Origin of the sequence: Exiguobacterium sp. H66, assembly GCF_018618705.1 — a bacterium.
Classification (GTDB): Bacteria; Bacillota; Bacilli; order Exiguobacteriales; family Exiguobacteriaceae; genus Exiguobacterium_A; species Exiguobacterium_A oxidotolerans.
Genome location: NZ_JACSMQ010000008.1, coordinates 82,994 through 101,405, shown reverse-complemented (window position 1 = coordinate 101,405; position 18,412 = coordinate 82,994). Strand labels below are relative to the sequence as shown.

Sequence of the window (18,412 nt, the reverse complement as noted above, 5' to 3'; positions counted from 1 at the left end):
AGTATATAGAGAAACCCGGACGATTCTGCTTTTAAAAAAAAGTGAGAATCATCCGGGTTTTTTTGATTGGTTTCCTGACAGGAATGAGGGAAACGTGCAGAAGAAAAAGCGATTATTTGATCAACTTCGTTTGGGGAGGAAGTTGCAAAATAATCGCTTATGACTGTATAAATGGGGCTTGATTGGCGCGAGCAGGGGTAGCTCGCAGGATGCGCACTCCTTAAAAGTGCGTTAACTTTTCGCGGGCAGGTGTCCGTTTTTTTAGTGGTGGAATCATCGCAGGCCAACCGAGTTGGATGACACCGGCGACACGTTCTTCATCATGGGCACCGACGAGTGTCGCATATTCGTCTGTAAACCAATGTTTCCCGCTTTTCCAGCAGCTTCCTAAACCAAGTTCCGATGCCAGCAGTTGGATGTTTTGAATCATCGCAGCAGTCGCAAGTAAATCTTCTGTCTGTTGATCGTCTGTTCCTTGAACGTGATAAAGGACCGTCAAGAACACCGGGACTTCACTTATTTTTTCTTTAAATGATAGGCGTTGCTCATCCGTTTTTTGATCGAATTGACCACGTGCTTCAAGGAGCTCCATCAATTGTTCGACATACCGGACTTGTCCTTCACCAATCGCGAGAACAAAACGCCATGGTTCGCGTAACTTATGATTCGGTGCATAAATTGCTGCTTCTAAGATTTCTTCAATCATTTCGGATGGAACAGGTTGATCGGTGTAGGAACGAACCGAACGTCGTTCTAAAATGAGTTGTCGTGCATTCATCACTATCATCTCCTGACCTAAGTACTCTTAAAATATAAATGATAACGATTATCATTGTCAATGGTAATCCGAAAAATAAAACGAACGGTGACTAGAATTCAATGGAAGTCATCGTTCGTTTCATGTGGTTATTGTTTTTTGCTTGCTGTCGTAGCGAGTTTCTTTTTGACTTGGCGTAATCGCAGTAATGCCATTAAATAATGTGCAAAATAAATTGTGAAACCAAAGAAAATCGGGATCGCAAGTCCGAGTTCGACACCCGGAACAGCCGTCAAGTTAATGTAAAGCAAGACCGTCATGGACAACGTATAAAAAGTTGCTTCAAGCAACTGCGGCATGATGCGTTTACGCTTCAAGAAAAACGAGCGGATAAGCGGTAAGATGACGAGGCTGACGAGCCGATCAATTAGACCAATAACGAGCACGCTGATGACGATTGCGAGACCACCTTCGAACTGTAAGAGGTTCGGAAAGACATAGTACGAGACAAGCACTAACGGACCGACGAGTAAGAAAATCGAGACCGAAGCACGGAAAAAGACGAAGAGACTGTTGATACTCGTTAAAAACGCACGCGAGATTTTTTGCGACCAGGAAAGAGATGGTCGTCCGACCTGCCACGCGAAGCAACAGGCGAAAATGAACGCGTAAAATTGAAGGAAGGCAACCATAAAGCATCTCCTTTTGATATGAACTCAATGAACCTAGTGTAGCGATATTAGAGAAGAAGTGCAAAGGTGAACGATTAAAAAGCCAGCTGACGATGTGCCGTCAACTGGCTGGATAAGACGCGTTAATCTAAATTCGGTTCTTTTTTTCCATGAAGGAAGAATGACAATACGAGTGCGAGAGCAGACAAGACAGTCGCCACCCAAAAGGCATCTGTAATTCCACTGATCGTCGCTTGTTTCGTCAATTGCGTCAACCAGCTAACGGATGCGGCTTGTGGACTACCAAGCTGTTGTCCGAGCTCACCAAGGTGTTGCGAGAGCGTTGGGTCAAGTGTCGTAAACTGGTTGGCATCGTCCGCGAGATGAGCTGTCGTTTGACGGGTCATGACCGTGACGAGGATGGCCGTCCCGATTGATCCAGCGACTTGGCGTAATGTATTTTGTGTCGCGTTTCCGTGAGGAATCATCTTCATCGGCAGAGCGTTCATGCCAGCTGTCATAATCGGCATCATGATGAACGCCATCCCGAAGGACCGGAGCATATAGATGCCCATGATGGAATAGTAAGACGTGTTCAAATCAAGTTGCGTCAATTCCCATGTTCCGTACGTCATCAACGTCAGACCGAAGATGGCAAGCGGTCGAATGCCGAACCGGTCGAACAGTCGACCGGCGAAAGGACCGGTGATTCCCATGATCAATGAACCAGGCAGTAATAAGAGACCTGAGTCGACGGGTGAAAAACCACGGATGCTCTGCAAGTAAATCGGCAGCAGCAACATCCCGCCGAACAAGGCCATCGTGACGATGACGTTAATGAAGAGGGTGAATGAAAATTCCGGTACTTTTAGGACACGGATGTTCAGCATCGGGTCGTCCATCGCAAGCTCACGCAAAGCGAAGGCGGCAATACCAAGTAACCCGATGACGATCGTACTGATGACGACAGGGCTGTCCCAACCGTCGTTTCCGGCTTCACTGAATCCGTATAAGAGACTACCAAACCCGATCGTACTAAAGACAACACCGAGGGCATCGAACTTTGGTTTTGATAACGGTTGGACGAGTTTGAACCAGGCAAATCCAAGCAAAAGTGTTAAGAGACCAAAGAAGGCCATTGCATAGAACATGACGTGCCAATCGTAGTTTTGAATGACATATCCTGTGATCGTTGGTCCGATCGCCGGTGCAAGAATCATCGCAATCCCGAGCATGCCCATCGCAGCTCCCCGTTTATGGGGTGGGAACAATGTCATGAAGACGTTCGTACCGAGCGGCATCAAGACCCCGGCCCCGGCTGCTTGGACCACACGTCCGATCATCATGACCGGGAAGTTCATCGCCATCGAACAAATGATCGATCCGAAGAAGAACAACGTCATCGAGACGAGAAACAAGCGGCGAAACGTATAGCTTCGCATGAGGAACGCACTGATTGGGATCAAGATTCCGTTGACGAGCATGAATCCGGTCGTCAACCACTGTGCTGTCGACGTCGTGACGTTGAAGTCGTTGATCAAGACAGGAAGAGCGACGTTGATTAATGTCTGATTCAAAATCGCGATGAACATTCCAATTAACAGGACAGTGATGACTTTCGGGATACTGATGTTTTCCGTTGAAATCGTCGCTTGCGCTTGCGGAGCAGGGGCGGCTGGAATCGCGCCAACCGCTTCTGCTTCAATCAATGTTTCATCAAGCGCCGGACCTCCTGCGCCAGCTACCCGCGGTTGCCGTGCCCGGCGTGCAATCAAATTGACTGCAAGGAACGTGACAAGCATGAACACAATGTATCCAAAGAGGAAGGTCGTAGACATAAGCGTCCCTCCTTAATCCTTATGAATGCGGACGGTCACATTCATACCAGGGCGAATGTCGAGTGATTTTTCTTGTGAGAGCGACACCTTCACGGGAATCACTTGCGCGACTTTTGTATAGTTTGCGTTTCCATTCGATGACGGCATCATCGAGAACGTGCCTGCTGTTGTCATCCCGATTTGTTCGACTTCACCCGAAAGTGTTGTATCGGGATAACTATCGACATAGACATCGACGGCTTGACCGACTTTGACTTCATCGATTTCTGTTTCTTCGACGTTTGCTGTGACCCATAATTCATTTAAGTTAAATCCGTAAGCGAGCGGCGTACCGGCACCAACAAAACCGTTCTCTGTCGCCATCGACTGAACGACGGTTGCTTTTGCTGGCATTTCGATTGACGCATCAACCGGTTTTTGACCAGTTTGTGCCATCATGACGTGACCAAGTGTCGCCCCGTTATCGAGTGTCTGTCCTGTTTTTGCCGTCCAGTCAGTGAGTTTTCCAGCGCCAGGACTAGCAATTGTAATCATCTTACCGTCGATTTTGGCATTTTCTGTTTTGACGTAACTTGTTGCTTGATCGTAGTAATAATAACCGATTGCGCCACCACCAATTAAAACGACGAGCGTTAAAATATTGATGATTAATAATTTCTTCATGTTCATGAGTAAGTTGCATCCTTTCTGTTACTAGCTGATCGCCCCAGTGCGGTCTCATAAAAAAGACTCCTCTGGGGAGGAGTAGTTAATACAGTTAATTATATGGGTGCATAACAAACAAACAACCAACAATTTCCGACAAAATGTTGGAAAAGTCTTTGTTAACGGATACAATACGTAAAAAGGAGCTGAATTTTAAATGAATCAGTCGTGCGATCCGCGTCCTAAACGTTCACGTGAACGTATTACGACAGAGCTATTTCATTTACTTGAACACCATTCCTTTTCGACGATCACCGTCAAAATGTTGACGGATGGTGCTGAGGTCAATCGTTCGACCTTCTATGCGCACTATAAAGATAAATACGATTTGCTGGATCAAATCGTTGAGGAGCACATGACGTTGCTCGCAGAAGCGATTCGGATTACAGGAAAACAATCGGCCGAGCCTCCGACAGTCGAACGCGTCAGTCGTTACTTTGCACGTTTGTTCATCCACATTGAGCAAAACGAGCGCTTTTACCGGACGATGCTGCTCCAAGGAACAGTCAAGACGTTCATCTCCCGTTTCTTGGATACGTTAAAAGAAAACTACCGTCTTGCTTTCCGGGAGACGACAAGTGTCTCTGTTCCGGTGGATCGGGATTTATTACTGAACTACGTCATTGGTGGTCAACTCGGGCTCTTGATGTCGTGGTTACGAAATGATCGTCCGTATTCCTCCGAGTATATGGCAAATCAGCTCAGTCAGATGATCGTCTTCGGAACAGTTGAAAGTATTGGTTTCCCTTAGACACGCCCAGGGACTGTCTAAAAAATGAACTAAAAAGCGTCATTCCGATGTGAGGGAATGGCGCTTTTGGTGCTAGTCGGATATAACGTTAGATTACGCTTGACGGAATTCCAGCTGTTTCGTATAAATCGTACTTTGGTTACGTCCGTGCTCTTTTGAAGCATAGAGTGCTTTATCCGCTTGTTGCAATGCTTCGAGTGATGTATGGGATCCACCCGAATGGGCAATTCCTAACGAAATCGTAATCTTCAAATCAGGTACATTTGCAGTCGGGAACAGGTTACGGGCGACTGTCGTCCGCGCTAATTCAGAGATTTTTTTCGCATCCTTCAATGATGTGTTCGGTAAAATGATCAAAAATTCTTCTCCGCCGTACCGACCGACTAAATCATCCGGACGTACAATAGAGGCAAGTGTCGTTCCGAGTTGCCGCAACACATCGTCGCCCACATCATGACCATATGTATCGTTAACGTGTTTGAAGAAATCGATATCGATCAGGATAAGTGAATATCCGTCGTCATCCGATCCGACGAGTGATAGGGAGTCGTCCAGACGTCGGCGATTGGCGAGACCCGTCAAGGCGTCGGTCATCGCAAGTTTTTGCTGGTACTGGATATTTTCAAAATGTCGTCTCAGTTCGGCTAATAAGCGATAGGTGACGAGTCCGGCTAATAAGTTAAAGAAAATGTACGTAACCGATACTTTGAAAAACGTTTCCCAACTGTTTGTCAGTGCATAGATGGCTGGTAACGAATAGAGAATACCGATTCCGATCATTAATTCAAAGGTCAGCAATGTATTACGTAAAAATCTGCGTGCTATGCCAATTGTCAAAATGAATAAAACCATGATGACGGAAGCGAGAATCGCTCCTTCGATTTGATCAGCAGGTGTAATTAAAAAACGCGTTCCGATAATCATGACTCCCGTGATGAGGGCACTAGGCAATCCGCCAAATAATGTGGCAATTGCGACAGGAATGATGCGTAAGTCAATCCGGGCAATATCAATTTGAATGCTGTTGAACATGAGGAGTACAGCAATTGCACCAGCTACACAACCTAAAATAAGGCGTGATTCAAGCTTTGATTTTGGTGTAATTCTTGGTTGATTTCGAAAAGGTAAAAATAAAAGCGTGATTGTCGTGAATAAGAGACAAAAATTTATGATGAAGTTATTCATAATAGACAACAAATCCTCCCAACTCCTCCTGCAGTATACTTCCAATTATATACTTTGAGTATACTCGTTCTACTAACGGTATAGGAGGTCTGAATGTTTAGAATAAAAAAAGAAAAACAGAACAAAACCTCTGTTTTTCTCTTGATTTTTAATTTATTAATTGGATGAGACGACTTCTTCATCCATTGTCGCAAGGATTTTATCAAATACATGAATCATCACGTTCAGTTCTTCTTCAGATAAAGTGCCGAATCGCTCCTGAAGATATGTGCGACGGACGACTTCGAGATTCCGAAAAGCGGCCTCTCCCTCGTCAGTCAAGGCGAGGACGATTGAACGACGATCTTCCGTCGAGCGTGTCCGTGTCACAAAACCGGTCTTATAAAGTTTATCTGTCAAAGCGGTGACCTGACTTGTCGCGAGTTCGAACTGTTCCGCGAGTAATGTCGGACGCTGGGGGCCGTTTTCAGATAAGCTGCGTAAGATGAAGAATTCACTTCGCGTGGCAGTACCTTCAAACAGTTGATTCAACTCACGGCGCAACGTCCGGAGAATCACGCGCATTTGTTCTTCTAATCGATATGTCAATTGGTCATGTTGTTCTTGTCCCATCTGAGCAACATCCTTTCTGTACTACCTTCTACCATTTAGTGTACTAAAAATATCGGAATTTTACTATGAGCACGGTAGGATTCAAAAATATAAATTGACAAACAAGAAACATATTATGTACTATGTCGAAGTAATGAATTAGTAAATCAACTTAATTAGTTCTCACTCAACCAGTGGGATGGAGGTTGCGATTCTTATGAGTCGGGTTACGGATGTCGTCAAGCGGCAGATGAAATAGCTCAAAAGGAAGAATTGCCGAAATCGTAGACTACTTTGAAAGTCAGCGATTGGGATTAGATCAAACAGGTCTAATACTGTCATGAACCGTTTGCGGTTTATGGGGAGCTATCTTTCACGACGGTAGAATGAGACGCATCATCGATATGTTGCGTTCTCATCTTCCTCTTGGAAGGTGAGGGCGCTTTTTTGCGCCCTCTCAAAAATTATAAAAAGAGAGAAGCGACAGACATGAACAATTTACAACAGCAACAACACCCCCTTGATTCCACAGCAGAAGGGCTACAACGAGGGCTTCAAGCCCGGCATATGTCGATGATTGCAATTGGCGGAGCGATTGGGACCGGTTTATTCATCGCGTCAGGTGCCTCTGTTGCAGCGGCAGGACCGGGCGGTGCGTTACTTTCTTATACAATCGTCGGATTGATGGTCTACTTCTTGATGACGAGCCTTGGGGAGATGGCCGCCTATATGCCGGTCGCAGGATCGTTCTCGACGTACGGGACGAAGTTCGTCGACCCTTCATTCGGATTCGCCTTAGGATGGAACTATTGGTACAACTGGGCCGTCACGATTGCCGTCGAGCTCGTCGCAGCACAAATCGTCATGCATTACTGGTTCCCGAACATTCCGGGCGTCTATTTTAGCGCGCTGTTTTTACTTTTAATGATTGGATTAAATTATTTTTCGGTCAAAGGATTCGGTGAAGCCGAGTACTGGTTTGCGATGATTAAAGTCGTCACGGTCATCGTGTTTCTTGGTGTAGGAGTCGCGATGATTTTTGGTATCTTTACTTCGGAGCCACCAGCAGGCTTCAAAAACTTTGGCTTAGGTGATGCACCGTTTGTCGGAGGGATTCCAGCTGTCATCGGTATCATTCTTGTCGCAGGTTTTAGCTTTCAAGGGACGGAGCTCGTCGGAATCGCAGCAGGCGAGTCGGAAGATCCGGAAAAAAATGTCCCGAAAGCAGTTAAACAGGTGTTTTGGCGGATTTTATTATTTTATGTATTTGCGATCTTCGTCATCGGAATGTTGATTCCATACACAAGTCCGAGCCTTGTCTCAAATGATATTACGGATGTTGCCGTCAGTCCGTTCACACTCGTCTTCGAAAAAGCAGGACTCGTGTTTGCAGCAGCATTGATGAATGCGGTCATCTTGACGTCCGTCTTGTCTGCCGGGAACTCCGGGATGTATGCTTCAACCCGGATGCTCTACACACTGGCACGACAAGGTGATGCACCGAAACTATTTGCGAAAGTCTCAAAAAACGGTGTGCCGCGGAATGCGTTACTCGCGACAGGGGCGATTGGTGCGCTTTGTTTCTTGACGTCGATGTTCGGTGGACAAGTTTATCTTTGGTTACTGAATGCTTCCGGAATGACAGGATTTATCGCGTGGCTCGGGATCGCGATCAGTCATTACCGTTTCCGAAAAGGTTTCGTCGCCCAAGGGTATGCGTTACGTGACTTACCGTACGTTGCACCGGCATTCCCGTTTGGTCCGCTATTCGCATTTGGCCTATGTTTCCTCGTTATCGTTGGGCAAAACTATGCCGCGTTCCTCGCTGATCAAATCGACTGGGTTGGGATTGCAGCAACGTATATCGGAATTCCGTTATTCTTGGTCTTCTGGCTCGGACATAAAGTCAAACACCGGACATCGGTTGTCCGGTATGATGAGATGGAGTTTCCGAAACATCCGAAAAAATAATAGTATAAGCTAAAGGACCCTCTCGCTTACGAGAGGTCAGACTATAAGCAAAGTGTTATCGGGAATCGGGAGATCAAGCGTCTTTTTTCGTTGCTTTCCTCGGGCGAGGCGCAAGCCGTTGCTCCTTGATCCTAACGGACAATGAGCAGGGTCTTGCCTGCCTCTGGCAAGTCGCGTTGAAAACGCACTTTTCCCTTAGGAGTCAACGAAATATGACGCTTTTTAGGTAGTATCGTGACGGATTGTCTCTTGTTATCGCATGTTTACGCTTCTTAATAGTTTGTCTACACACAAAAACCCTCTCACTTGCGAGAGGGTTTTTTGTGTATAAAAGAACCGAGTGGTTTTCCGAAAGATTTTTTTAGTTTCTTTCCATGATATGTCCCTGCAAGTATGTCAATCCGTAATTGGATTATTTCTTTTTAATAATTTTATTTTTATCTAAAAATATTGTTTCAATAAAGTAAGAATAAGGAATAAATTCTTTACAGTAAATCTACTAAAACAATCGGGATGGAGGAAGTGTGAAATGAGTACATATGAATTGATTTTGACACTGGGTTCGGCCGCGTTCTTCATGGCGCTCGTTGCTTATGTGTCCTATCGCATGACACGAGGAAAGGAACAGGGAGTTGACGAATATTTTTTGGCAGGACGTGGACTAAGCGGAATCTTTATTGCCGGTTCCTTGCTTCTGACCAACCTTTCGGCAGAACAACTGATTGGTTTGAACGGTCAGTCGTTCATGGGGAATATGTCGAGCATGGCGTGGGAAGTCACGGCAGGGTTTGCTGCCATCATCATGGCGATCTACCTGTTGCCTAAGTTTTTGGGGATGGGGATTTCGACGTTACCTGAATTTTTAAGTCAGCGCTATGATGAAACGGTCCGGCGGATGACGGTGCTCTTATTCTTACTTGGCTACATGTGCGTGACGATTCCATCGATGCTTTACTCCGGCGGGATTGCCGTCTTACAGCTGTTTAACGTACCGGAGTTATTTGGATTGAGTTATACGCAGTCGCTGTGGCTCGTCATTTGGGTTGTCGGGATCATCGGGGCCCTCTATGCAATTTTCGGAGGACTACGTGCGGTCGCCGTCTCCGATACATTAAATGGAGTCGGCCTTGTCATCATCGGTTTCCTCGTTCCGATTCTTGGTTTTTTTGCACTTGGGGACGGAAACATGGTCGACGGGATGAAGCGTCTCGCAACGACACACCCTGAAAAATTGAATGCGATTGGGTCGTCAACCGACGCCGTTCCGTTCTTTTCGATTTTTACAGGGATTTTGTTTGCGAATCTCTTCTATTGGTCACTCAATCAATATGTGATTCAGCGCGTGCTTGGAGCAAAGGACTTAAAAGAGGGACAAAAGGGTGTCTTGATGACAGGCTTCCTGAAACTACTCGTCCCGGTATTTATGTTGATTCCGGGTGTGATTGCGTACCATTTGTATGGAGATAATCTAGCGAGTGGAGATTTGGCCTATCCGAAATTAATCACGGAGTTGCTCCCTGTCTCATTGATGGGATTTTTCTTGGCCGTCTTGCTGGGAGCAGTCTTTAGTTCATTCAACTCACTCTTAAATAGTATCGCGACGTTGTTCGTACTCGACATCTATCGCCCGGTCTTTGCGAAAGAAGCGACCGATCGGCAGCTGATCCGTGTCAGTAAAATCTTCGGAACGATCGTTGCCTTGATTTCATTTGTCGTCGCTCCATTCTTAATGTATGCACCAGACGGTCTTTGGACGTTGATTCGTCAATTCACAGGATTTTTCAACATTCCGATTCTCGTCATCGTCATGATGGGAATGCTCGTGCGGACGATTCCACCGATTGCTGCCAAAATCGTCATCGTTTTTCATGTCATTGCCTATTACTTCTTTGTTTTCGGACTCAGACAGTTGTTCGGAATCGATCACGGCATCAGCTTTATCCATGGCTACGGTATTTTATTGGTGATCGAAGTGCTGTTCATGTGGTTCATGGGGAAATATCGTCCTGTTATGCAGGTGAATCGTCGTCGACCGGTACGTACGACGGGGATGACACCATGGAAATATGCGATGCCTGTCTCGGTCTTACTCGTGTCGAGTATCATCTTGATGTATGTCCTCTTCTCGAAAATAGGACTCGCCTATCCGGATGGTATCGTTTCAGGCTGGTTCTGGCCAATCACGCTTGTCTTGCTTGTCGGGACGGTCCTCCTCTGGCGCTTTGCCTTGAAGTCGTGGCATGCGCGGTATACGACTTATCTCGAGAAAGAGTACAAACGAGCGGAATAAGTTCACAGTTGACGGCTCAAATCGATTAAGATTAAAGAAAAACGGAGGCGAGCATCGTGAACTACTGGTACCACTTTAAACGGGCATTTATCCCGATTGCGATTTTATTGATTACATTAGCGATTTATCAAATGATTTATCGTATGAACAACATTTGGTATTCGCTCGGCGGATTGATTTTAGTTTTTGCAGCGATTTATTTTGTCATGCGACGCCTGAAGGCAAATCCAGAAGATTGAGTGAGCAAGATAGTAGGGGCATGCTTTAAAAAGCAGTAGACTAGAGAGATAGAAAGAGGAGGGGAAGATAGATGGCAAAAGCAATATTTGCAGGTGGTTGTTTCTGGTGTATGGTCAAACCGTTTCATAAGTATGATGGTGTCGACCAGGTGATTTCCGGCTACACCGGTGGTCATACAGAAAACCCGACCTATAAAGAAGTTTGTTCTGAGACGACGGGACATCTCGAAGCAGTCGAGGTGACGTATGATCCGTCTGTCATCACATATGAAGAATTACTTGAAGTATTTTGGCGTCAAATTGATCCAACGGACGGTGGCGGTCAGTTTAATGATCGAGGTCAATCGTACGAACCCGCTATTTTTTATGTTGATGAAGCGCAAAAGCAAGCGGCGGAACAATCAAAGGCAGCGCTTGATGCTTCTGGTCGTTTTTCAAAACCGGTTGCCGTCGACATCCGTCCGGCAGCACCATTTTGGCCGGCGGAAGAATATCATCAGGACTACTACAAAAAAAATCCGTTCCGCTATCAAATGTATAGTGTCGGATCGGGTCGTGCCAAGTTCGTCAAAGAAGCTTGGAAAGATCACGGTAAGGAACAGGAATTGAAACAACGCTTAACACCCATCCAGTATAAAGTGACACAGGAGAGCGGGACAGAACCGGCCTTCCGAAATGAATACTGGGATGAAGAACGTCCGGGGTTGTATGTCGATATCGTCGATGGAACGCCACTCTTCACGTCAAAAGACAAGTTCAACTCAAGTTGCGGATGGCCGAGTTTCGCGAAGCCGATCGCAGAAGACAAGATGGAAGTAAATCTTGATACGACGCACGGCATGACGCGGACAGAAGTTCGTTCAGCTGATGCCGATAGTCACCTCGGTCATATCTTTGATGATGGTCCAAAAGAGCTCGGTGGTCTGCGTTACTGCATCAATTCCGCTGCTCTTCGATTTATTCCGGTAGAAGAGCTTGACTCTGCCGGATATGGGGAATATAAAAAACACTTCGAGTAAGTCAAATCGTAAGGCAGCAAAACGAATTCGTTTTGGCTGCCTTTTTTAGAATCGAAAGGAGGTCATGTTTTGTTTACAGCAGTTTATGATGACATTCGACAGATGACGATTGCCAAAGTATTGGATTTTTATGATGATAAAGTGCGAGGACTCGATGAAACGGCTCGACGGAAAAAGTATGACAAGATGAGCCAAAGTCCGTTTCTGTTTTTCCGCGGCAGTTCCCATCTGTTTTACTATGATTTGACCCGTATTCCATTAGGGTTCGACACACCGGTTGAGACACCGACATGGATTCAAGGCGATCTCCACTTTGAGAACTTCGGTGTTCATGGAAATGCGAAGGGTGAAATCATTTACGACGTTAATGACTTTGATGAAGGGTATCTCGGATCCTATCTTTACGATGTCATCCGGATGGCCGTTTCGGTCCGTCTATTTGCAGACGAGGTCGCTTATGATCCGGAACCGGCGATTAAGGCCTACATTGAAAACTACTTACACGACCTTCATGAATACGCGAATGGTAAAAATCCGAGTGACATCTGTTTTACGGTCAAGAATACGAAAGGACCGATTCGAAAATTAATTAAAAAAGCTGAAAAGAAGAAAGCAGACTTGCTTGGTGAACGAACTACTGTGATTGATGGACACCGGAAGTTTCTTGATCTACCGGATATGAAGCGTGTCGAAAAAGAGACGTACGCAGCAATCGAAGCAATCTGGCCGGATTACATTGCATCAGTCGATGAGAACGATCGAAGAGACGACGCGTTTTATACGATCAAGGACATCGTCCACAAACTGGATAGCGGAACCGCCTCGATTGGTCTGGAACGCTATTACATTTTGATCAATGGGGAAGGGAAGGAAGAGCCGGACGTCATCCTTGAGATGAAACAAGCACAAACGGCTGTGCCGTCCTTATTCGTTCCTGTTTACCGCGAAGATGTCGAGACCGTCCATCAAGGATTACGGGTCATCGCGTCTCAAAAAGCGATGCAAGCGCATGAAGATCCTCACCTTGGATACGTGACGATGCACCAAAAGGAGTATTACATTCGAGAGCGCTCTCCGTACAAAAAGAAATTAAAAGCAAAGCATATTAAAAGCCAGGATGATCTTGAAAATGTATTAGCTCTTCAAGGTCGGATTACGGCGAAAATCCATGCGCGAGCCGATATGGATGCAGGAATTAAGGCGACGGTTCTCACTCATCATGCGGATATCGCGATTATCGAAGCAATCGGACAGTCAGAGCAAGTTTTCCTTCAGCAAATTCAACGCTGGTCAAACGCCTATGCGGAAAGAACGAAGCTAGACTTCCACGTGTTTTTGAACTGGATGACGAATCGATAAGAAAATGGTCTTTTGGGAATCAGAAAAAGGCAGGAAACACCGAATTGAACTTCGGCGTCTCCTGCCTTTTTTAGGCTAATTTCTTAATTTAAGAAGGAACTGAACTTTTTACACGAACAGCGTCAAACTCACGTTTGATGCTTTCATTGGCTTTTGCTTCTTCTTCAGCCGACCAACCGAGTTCGCTACGCATGAGAGCGAGTACGCCGTCCGCATATTTCTCGGCATTTGGATAATCGAAGAATACGGCGGACGCACGGCGATTCAAGAAATCACCGGGTTGCATGACGAGCTCGGCTTCGAGTCCGTAAAGCAGCGCACCGAACCAGTGAAGTGGTAACTGGTAACGTTCCGCTTCACTGCCACGTGAACGAATGAGTTCATATACCCGTTCGACGTTCGTTCCGTAGCGTTGGATGAGCCATGTCGTCTCGTCTGGCGAGAGACCGAGGGCTTCTCCTTTCGGTTGTTGCTCTTTCAAGTAGCGGGCGAATCCTTTACTACCATCTTTATGTCCGCCGCCAAGTAAGATATGACGCGTCCGTGATTCAAGATAGATCCGGTCTTCTTCTTTTTTGAATTGTTCGGCGACCATATTGATGATGCGTTCCGCCATTTTCCGGTAACCGGTTAGTTTACCACCAGCAATCGACATCAAGCCGGATTTCGAGACGAAGATTTCATCCTTACGAGACAGTTCACTCGGATCTTTGCCATCTTCATGAATCAATGGACGGAGACCAGACCAAGTCGACTCGACGTGCTCCGGACGAAGCTCGATATTGAACATATCATTTGTCGCTTTTAAGATATAGTCGCGGTCTTCTTCCGTGACACCAGGCTCGAGAATGTCACCTTTATAGTTCGTGTCGGTTGTTCCGACGTAGGTTTTCCCTTCGCGTGGGATTGCGAAAATCATCCGTCCGTCTGAGACATCAAAATAAACGGCTTGACGGAGCGGGAAATCAGCTTGATCGATGACAAGGTGAATCCCTTTTGTCAGGTGGAGCGACTTACCAGATTTTGAACCATCTTGTTCACGTAATTCATCAACCCATGGACCCGTCGCATTGATGATTTTTTTCGCCCGAATCGTATACGTCCGGTCTGTTAAGAGGTCACGGACTTCGACGCCGACAGCTTTCCCGTTATGATAGACGAGTGATTCTGCTTTCGTATAGTTGACGGGACGCCCTCCATAACTGATAGCGGATTTTAGGACCTCCATCGTCAAGCGAGCATCATCCGTTTTGTATTCCACGTAGCGCCCGCCACCGACGAGGTGTTCTGAGCGCAGGAGTGGTTCATAACCGAGTGTTTCTTCTTTTGATAACATCGTTCTGCGTTCATTGCGTCGTACACCAGCGAGTTGGTCGTAGACACGTAAACCGATAGAAGTTGAAAAACTTCCGAATGTTCCCCCTTCGACGAGCGGTAACATCATCCATTCCGGTGTCGTGACGTGGGGCGCATTCTCATAGACGATTTCCCGCTCTTTTCCGACTTCTGCGACGAGCTTGATTTCGAATTGTTTGAGGTAACGCAGTCCCCCGTGAACGAGTTTCGTTGAGCGACTTGATGTGCCTTCAGCAAAGTCTTGCATTTCGATTAAACCGGTACGCATACCGCGGCTTTGTGCGTCGAGCAAAATCCCGGCGCCCGTGATTCCGCCCCCGATGACTAATACATCGAGCAGTTCTTGTCCCATCTCTTCTAACCATGCCGTGCGTTCTGTACTTGAAAACATGAATAGTTCCCCCTGTTCGTTATGAATTGGATTGAATTACTCTACTGATATCCATGTACCCTCTTTTGCACTCTTTTGAGCATAATCAATGATTTTCATGACAAATAACGCTTGTTCTGTCGTCACGACGAGCGGAATTTCGTTTCGGATTGCCCGTGCAAGATCCGTGTAATACGTAGAAGCCGGTTTTAAGAAAGGGCGTTCTTCAGGTGGTTGTTCCGGAAGGCCGAATGTATAGGTCGCATTCTCCGTATCGACCATGTCAACGAAATAACTTGCTTTCGTTCCGTGCACGCTCAAAGAACGTCCAGACATCGGAACGAGCGAACCGATGTGAAGAATCGCACGCCGTGTTCCGAAGGCGAGAATGAGGTGCGTATAATCGTCAACCGGACCGTCGATCCGCTGAATCGTTTGGTCACAAAAGACACGATCCGGTCGTTCTCCGAATAAAGTCAGAGCCTGATCGATTAAATGCGATCCTAAATCGTACAAGAGACCGGCACCGGGCACGTCCTGTTCCCGCCAGCGTTCACGGACGGTCGGACGGTAGCGGTCATAATGGGCTTCGAACGTCTGAACGTCGCCGAGCTGATCGGTCCGGACGAGTTCCAGTAGCGTTTCGAAGTCTTTTTTGTAGCGACGATTATGATAGACTGTCAGTAAGCGATTTTGTTGACGAGACAGTTCAGTTAATCGTTCTGCTTCAGCGAGCGTCACGGTAAACGGTTTTTCGACGAGAACATGGCAGTCTGCCTCTAACGCAAGGCGTGCGAGAGGATAATGCTCAGAATTCGGTGTCGCGATGACGACGAGATCGATCGTTTCCTCGGCGAGTAATGTTTCGAGCGATGGATATACAGGCACGTTTGGGTAGCTTTTTGCAACTGCATCCGGACGACTCGACTGAACAGCAATGAGCTGATAATCAGGCGATGTAATATAGGGGGCATGCAGGTGTTCTCCGGCAAGACCAAATCCAACTAAAGCAGTACGAATCATAAGGACACTTCCTTTTCGGTTAGTCCCTTCAATTTAGCACAAGTGAGGTGAAGAAGATGATTACAGAACAACATGTCATTGAAAAAATGCGGCAGACGATGGCAAAAATCGAGCAGACGAGCGGTACGGCGCAAGTCGAGCAACTGGCGACAATGAAAGCATACTGTGAGCTGTTGCTTGAGCAACCGGGCATACCGGCAGCAAACGTCTTGCGTTCACAGACAGCTCCGGCAGCAAAACCGGACGTCGATCCGATGCTCGCACGCTTCATGGGCGTTGCACAAGAAGATGAACAAAAAGGTCCGTCATTGCTCGATTTTTGACTAGATACGTAACTTTTTGGGAATAGAAAAGACAGACAAGCCAGAGGGGGAAACAGTATGAAAACAGCAATCATCATTGGAGCAGGTCCAGGAAATGGTGTCGAAATCAGTAAACGATTCGGGAAAGAAGGCTTCCAAATCGTTTGTGCAGCGCGAACGCAAGACACACTTGCTGCTGTCGTCACGGAATTGAAAGAGCATGGGGTCGAAGCAGTCGGTGTCGAGTGTGACGCATCACGCCGAACGGATATCGCATCACTTGTCGAATGGACGAAGGAACAATACGGACAAGTCGACGTCCTTGTCTACAATGCATCGATTCTGCATCAGTCATCGGTTCTCGACGTCTCAGCAGAACAAATCACGAAAGAATTTGAAATCGACGTCCTCGGGGCACTCGATGCTGCGCAGCTCGTCGCACCGGACATGGTGGAACGAAAAGACGGCGCCATCTTAATCACAGGTGGCGGGGCTGGAATTCATGCGATTAAATCATTACCCGGATTATCGATTGGAAAAGCGGGTGTCCGTCAATTGACACACATGCTGCATGACACGCTAAAAGAAAATAACGTTTACGTCGGGACGGTCACGATTGCAGGAGAAGTGAAGCGGGGGACGGCGCTCGATCCGGCGAATGTCGCTGAAGCCTTCTACACACTGTATTCGAACCGGACGGATGTCGAAAAAGTCTTGTCTGCAGAATGAAACAGTTAATCGTCTACTACGATGGTCTCTGTCCACTCTGTCAAAAATCGAAACGGCTGCTTGAACGGATTGATTGTTTTCAGCAGTTGACGTTTTCCGATGCGCGACGGATGCCGGTGGAACAACAACCGCGATTGCTCGAACGGATGCATGTCGAAACCGAGCGAGGGGTCCGGTACCCGGGAATTGAAGGAATTCGTCTGTTGACGAAAACCTTGCCAGTCCTTTTACCTGCCTCTCCAGTGGTCTCGTTAGCGATTGTTTTACGAATCGGAGCACCGCTCTATGACCAAGTCGCGAAAAATCGCGTCATTCCGATGAGCTGTACGACGGAGTGTTCCATCAACTAATACATGTAGCGAAGCGCCGACGCAAGCAAGGTCGGCGTTTTTGAATGGACGGGCTCACTAACAAAAAGGAGGAGCATGATGAAGTTTTGGATGAAGGCATTGATGCTAGTCGGACTCGTATTCAGTACAGGGTGTGCCTTAGAGGCAGATCCGGAAACAGAAACGAAGTTCGGTATCGCACAACCGGATGATACAAAAGCCACACAAGTGACCGTCGAGCGGGTCGTCGACGAGGATACAATTAAAGTCCGGTTACCGGATGGGAAGATTGAAGACGTCCGTTTTTTGTTAATCGATACGCCAGAAACGGTAAACCCGGAAAAACCGGTTCAACCGTTCGGACCGGAAGCTTCAAGCTTTACGAAAGACCTCTTACCGAAAGGGAGCGAGATCGTCATCGAGCGAGATCACTCAAAGGCGGATCGTTACGGTCGTCTCCTAGCGTACGTCTGGATTGATGGCAAGATGGTTAATCAAGAGCTGTTACGTCAAGGGCTTGCGCGTGTCGCCTATGTGTACGAACCGGATACGCGGTATGTCAAAACGTTCGAAGACATTGAACTAGAAGCAAAAGCAGCGAAAAAAGGCATTTGGGAAACGGAAGGCTATGCGACGAATCGTGGATTTGACGAAACGGTCTTGACGAAGGAATCGACTTCTTCGGCAAAAGGTCAGTGTGAAGACATCAAAGGAAATATCAACCGGCAAGGGAACAAGATTTATCATGTCAAAGGCGGTCGTTCGTACGAGGACGTCAAGCCAGAGGAAATGTTCTGTAGCGAACAGGAAGCGAAACAAGCGGGCTTTCGACGCGCTGCGAATTAATGATGCACGCCCCATGAGAGTTTGTCCTTTATTGCCTGAAGGGGCCGATGTTAAAGGCGCTTCAAACTCAAACTTTATGAC

General features: G+C 46.8%; 18 protein-coding genes and 1 riboswitch. Of the genes, 10 read left to right on the top strand and 8 right to left on the bottom strand.

Annotated elements, in window-relative coordinates; all coding sequences use genetic code 11:
• Positions 1–220: 220 nt before the first annotated feature.
• From KNP88_RS12945 to KNP88_RS12930, 4 genes are all read right to left on the bottom strand, one after another.
• The gene (locus KNP88_RS12945; RefSeq protein WP_088836057.1) at positions 221–778 is read right to left on the bottom strand and encodes a nitroreductase family protein; all 558 of its coding nucleotides are present in this window, start codon (positions 776–778) and stop codon (positions 221–223) included.
• A 128-nt stretch (positions 779–906) separates the two neighbouring features.
• On the bottom strand, positions 907–1,449 hold the full coding sequence (locus KNP88_RS12940; protein WP_159174009.1) for a hypothetical protein: 543 nt from the start codon (positions 1,447–1,449) through the stop codon (positions 907–909).
• 122 nt (positions 1,450–1,571) lie between these two features.
• Positions 1,572–3,266, bottom strand: coding sequence for a DHA2 family efflux MFS transporter permease subunit (locus KNP88_RS12935; RefSeq protein WP_214767657.1), 1,695 nt, complete (start codon positions 3,264–3,266; stop codon positions 1,572–1,574).
• 12 nt (positions 3,267–3,278) lie between these two features.
• Entirely contained in the window at positions 3,279–3,935 is a 657-nt protein-coding gene (locus tag KNP88_RS12930; protein ID WP_159174007.1) for an HlyD family secretion protein, read from the bottom strand.
• A gap of 193 nt (positions 3,936–4,128) precedes the next feature.
• On the opposite strand from KNP88_RS12930, the gene KNP88_RS12925 reads away from it, so the two are divergent.
• Complete coding sequence (locus KNP88_RS12925; protein ID WP_214894097.1) at positions 4,129–4,722, top strand: TetR/AcrR family transcriptional regulator; 594 nt, start codon at positions 4,129–4,131, stop codon at positions 4,720–4,722.
• A 93-nt stretch (positions 4,723–4,815) separates the two neighbouring features.
• Here KNP88_RS12925 and KNP88_RS12920 read toward each other — a convergent pair whose 3' ends face one another.
• Positions 4,816–5,907 carry a GGDEF domain-containing protein gene (locus KNP88_RS12920; protein WP_251137230.1) on the bottom strand — a complete coding sequence of 364 codons (1,092 nt, stop codon included), beginning with the start codon at positions 5,905–5,907 and terminating at the stop codon, positions 4,816–4,818.
• Positions 5,908–6,063: 156 nt separating this feature from the next.
• Positions 6,064–6,519 carry a MarR family winged helix-turn-helix transcriptional regulator gene (locus tag KNP88_RS12915; protein WP_029332345.1) on the bottom strand — a complete coding sequence of 152 codons (456 nt, stop codon included), beginning with the start codon at positions 6,517–6,519 and terminating at the stop codon, positions 6,064–6,066.
• Positions 6,520–6,690: 171 nt separating this feature from the next.
• A riboswitch (Lysine riboswitch) is annotated at positions 6,691–6,875 on the top strand.
• Between the two features lie 112 nt (positions 6,876–6,987).
• Here KNP88_RS12915 and KNP88_RS12910 point away from each other — a divergent pair.
• The 5 genes from KNP88_RS12910 to KNP88_RS12890 all read left to right on the top strand — a co-directional run bounded on the left by KNP88_RS12910 (position 6,988) and on the right by KNP88_RS12890 (position 13,376).
• Positions 6,988–8,469, top strand: a complete 1,482-nt coding sequence (locus tag KNP88_RS12910) for an amino acid permease (RefSeq protein WP_214894093.1) — start codon at positions 6,988–6,990, stop codon at positions 8,467–8,469.
• A gap of 529 nt (positions 8,470–8,998) precedes the next feature.
• On the top strand, positions 8,999–10,759 hold the full coding sequence (locus tag KNP88_RS12905) for a solute:sodium symporter family transporter (RefSeq protein WP_214894092.1): 1,761 nt from the start codon (positions 8,999–9,001) through the stop codon (positions 10,757–10,759).
• A gap of 56 nt (positions 10,760–10,815) precedes the next feature.
• The gene (locus tag KNP88_RS12900) at positions 10,816–10,998 is read left to right on the top strand and encodes a hypothetical protein (RefSeq protein ID WP_029332347.1); all 183 of its coding nucleotides are present in this window, start codon (positions 10,816–10,818) and stop codon (positions 10,996–10,998) included.
• 71 nt (positions 10,999–11,069) lie between these two features.
• The gene (gene msrA / locus KNP88_RS12895; RefSeq protein WP_029332348.1) at positions 11,070–12,017 is read left to right on the top strand and encodes a peptide-methionine (S)-S-oxide reductase MsrA; all 948 of its coding nucleotides are present in this window, start codon (positions 11,070–11,072) and stop codon (positions 12,015–12,017) included.
• 69 nt (positions 12,018–12,086) lie between these two features.
• Positions 12,087–13,376, top strand: a complete 1,290-nt coding sequence (locus tag KNP88_RS12890) for a DUF2252 domain-containing protein (RefSeq protein ID WP_214894091.1) — start codon at positions 12,087–12,089, stop codon at positions 13,374–13,376.
• Between the two features lie 88 nt (positions 13,377–13,464).
• Here the strand turns inward: KNP88_RS12890 and KNP88_RS12885 are convergent, their stop codons facing one another.
• The gene (locus tag KNP88_RS12885) at positions 13,465–15,123 is read right to left on the bottom strand and encodes a glycerol-3-phosphate dehydrogenase/oxidase (RefSeq protein WP_029332350.1); all 1,659 of its coding nucleotides are present in this window, start codon (positions 15,121–15,123) and stop codon (positions 13,465–13,467) included.
• Between the two features lie 36 nt (positions 15,124–15,159).
• The gene (locus tag KNP88_RS12880; RefSeq protein ID WP_088836067.1) at positions 15,160–16,125 is read right to left on the bottom strand and encodes a Gfo/Idh/MocA family oxidoreductase; all 966 of its coding nucleotides are present in this window, start codon (positions 16,123–16,125) and stop codon (positions 15,160–15,162) included.
• A 56-nt stretch (positions 16,126–16,181) separates the two neighbouring features.
• Here KNP88_RS12880 and KNP88_RS12875 point away from each other — a divergent pair, with 56 nt between their 5' ends.
• The 4 genes from KNP88_RS12875 (at position 16,182) to KNP88_RS12860 (ending at position 18,331) form a co-directional block, all read left to right on the top strand.
• Positions 16,182–16,448 carry a DUF5327 family protein gene (locus tag KNP88_RS12875; protein ID WP_214894090.1) on the top strand — a complete coding sequence of 89 codons (267 nt, stop codon included), beginning with the start codon at positions 16,182–16,184 and terminating at the stop codon, positions 16,446–16,448.
• 57 nt (positions 16,449–16,505) lie between these two features.
• Positions 16,506–17,156 carry an SDR family NAD(P)-dependent oxidoreductase gene (locus tag KNP88_RS12870; protein ID WP_214767672.1) on the top strand — a complete coding sequence of 217 codons (651 nt, stop codon included), beginning with the start codon at positions 16,506–16,508 and terminating at the stop codon, positions 17,154–17,156.
• A complete protein-coding gene (locus tag KNP88_RS12865) occupies positions 17,153–17,506 on the top strand; it encodes a thiol-disulfide oxidoreductase DCC family protein (RefSeq protein WP_214894089.1) in 354 nt (117 codons plus the stop codon). The genes KNP88_RS12870 and KNP88_RS12865 overlap by 4 nt, the downstream gene beginning before the upstream one ends.
• Positions 17,507–17,584: 78 nt before the next feature.
• Entirely contained in the window at positions 17,585–18,331 is a 747-nt protein-coding gene (locus tag KNP88_RS12860; protein WP_251137229.1) for a thermonuclease family protein, read from the top strand.
• Positions 18,332–18,412: the final 81 nt, after the last annotated feature.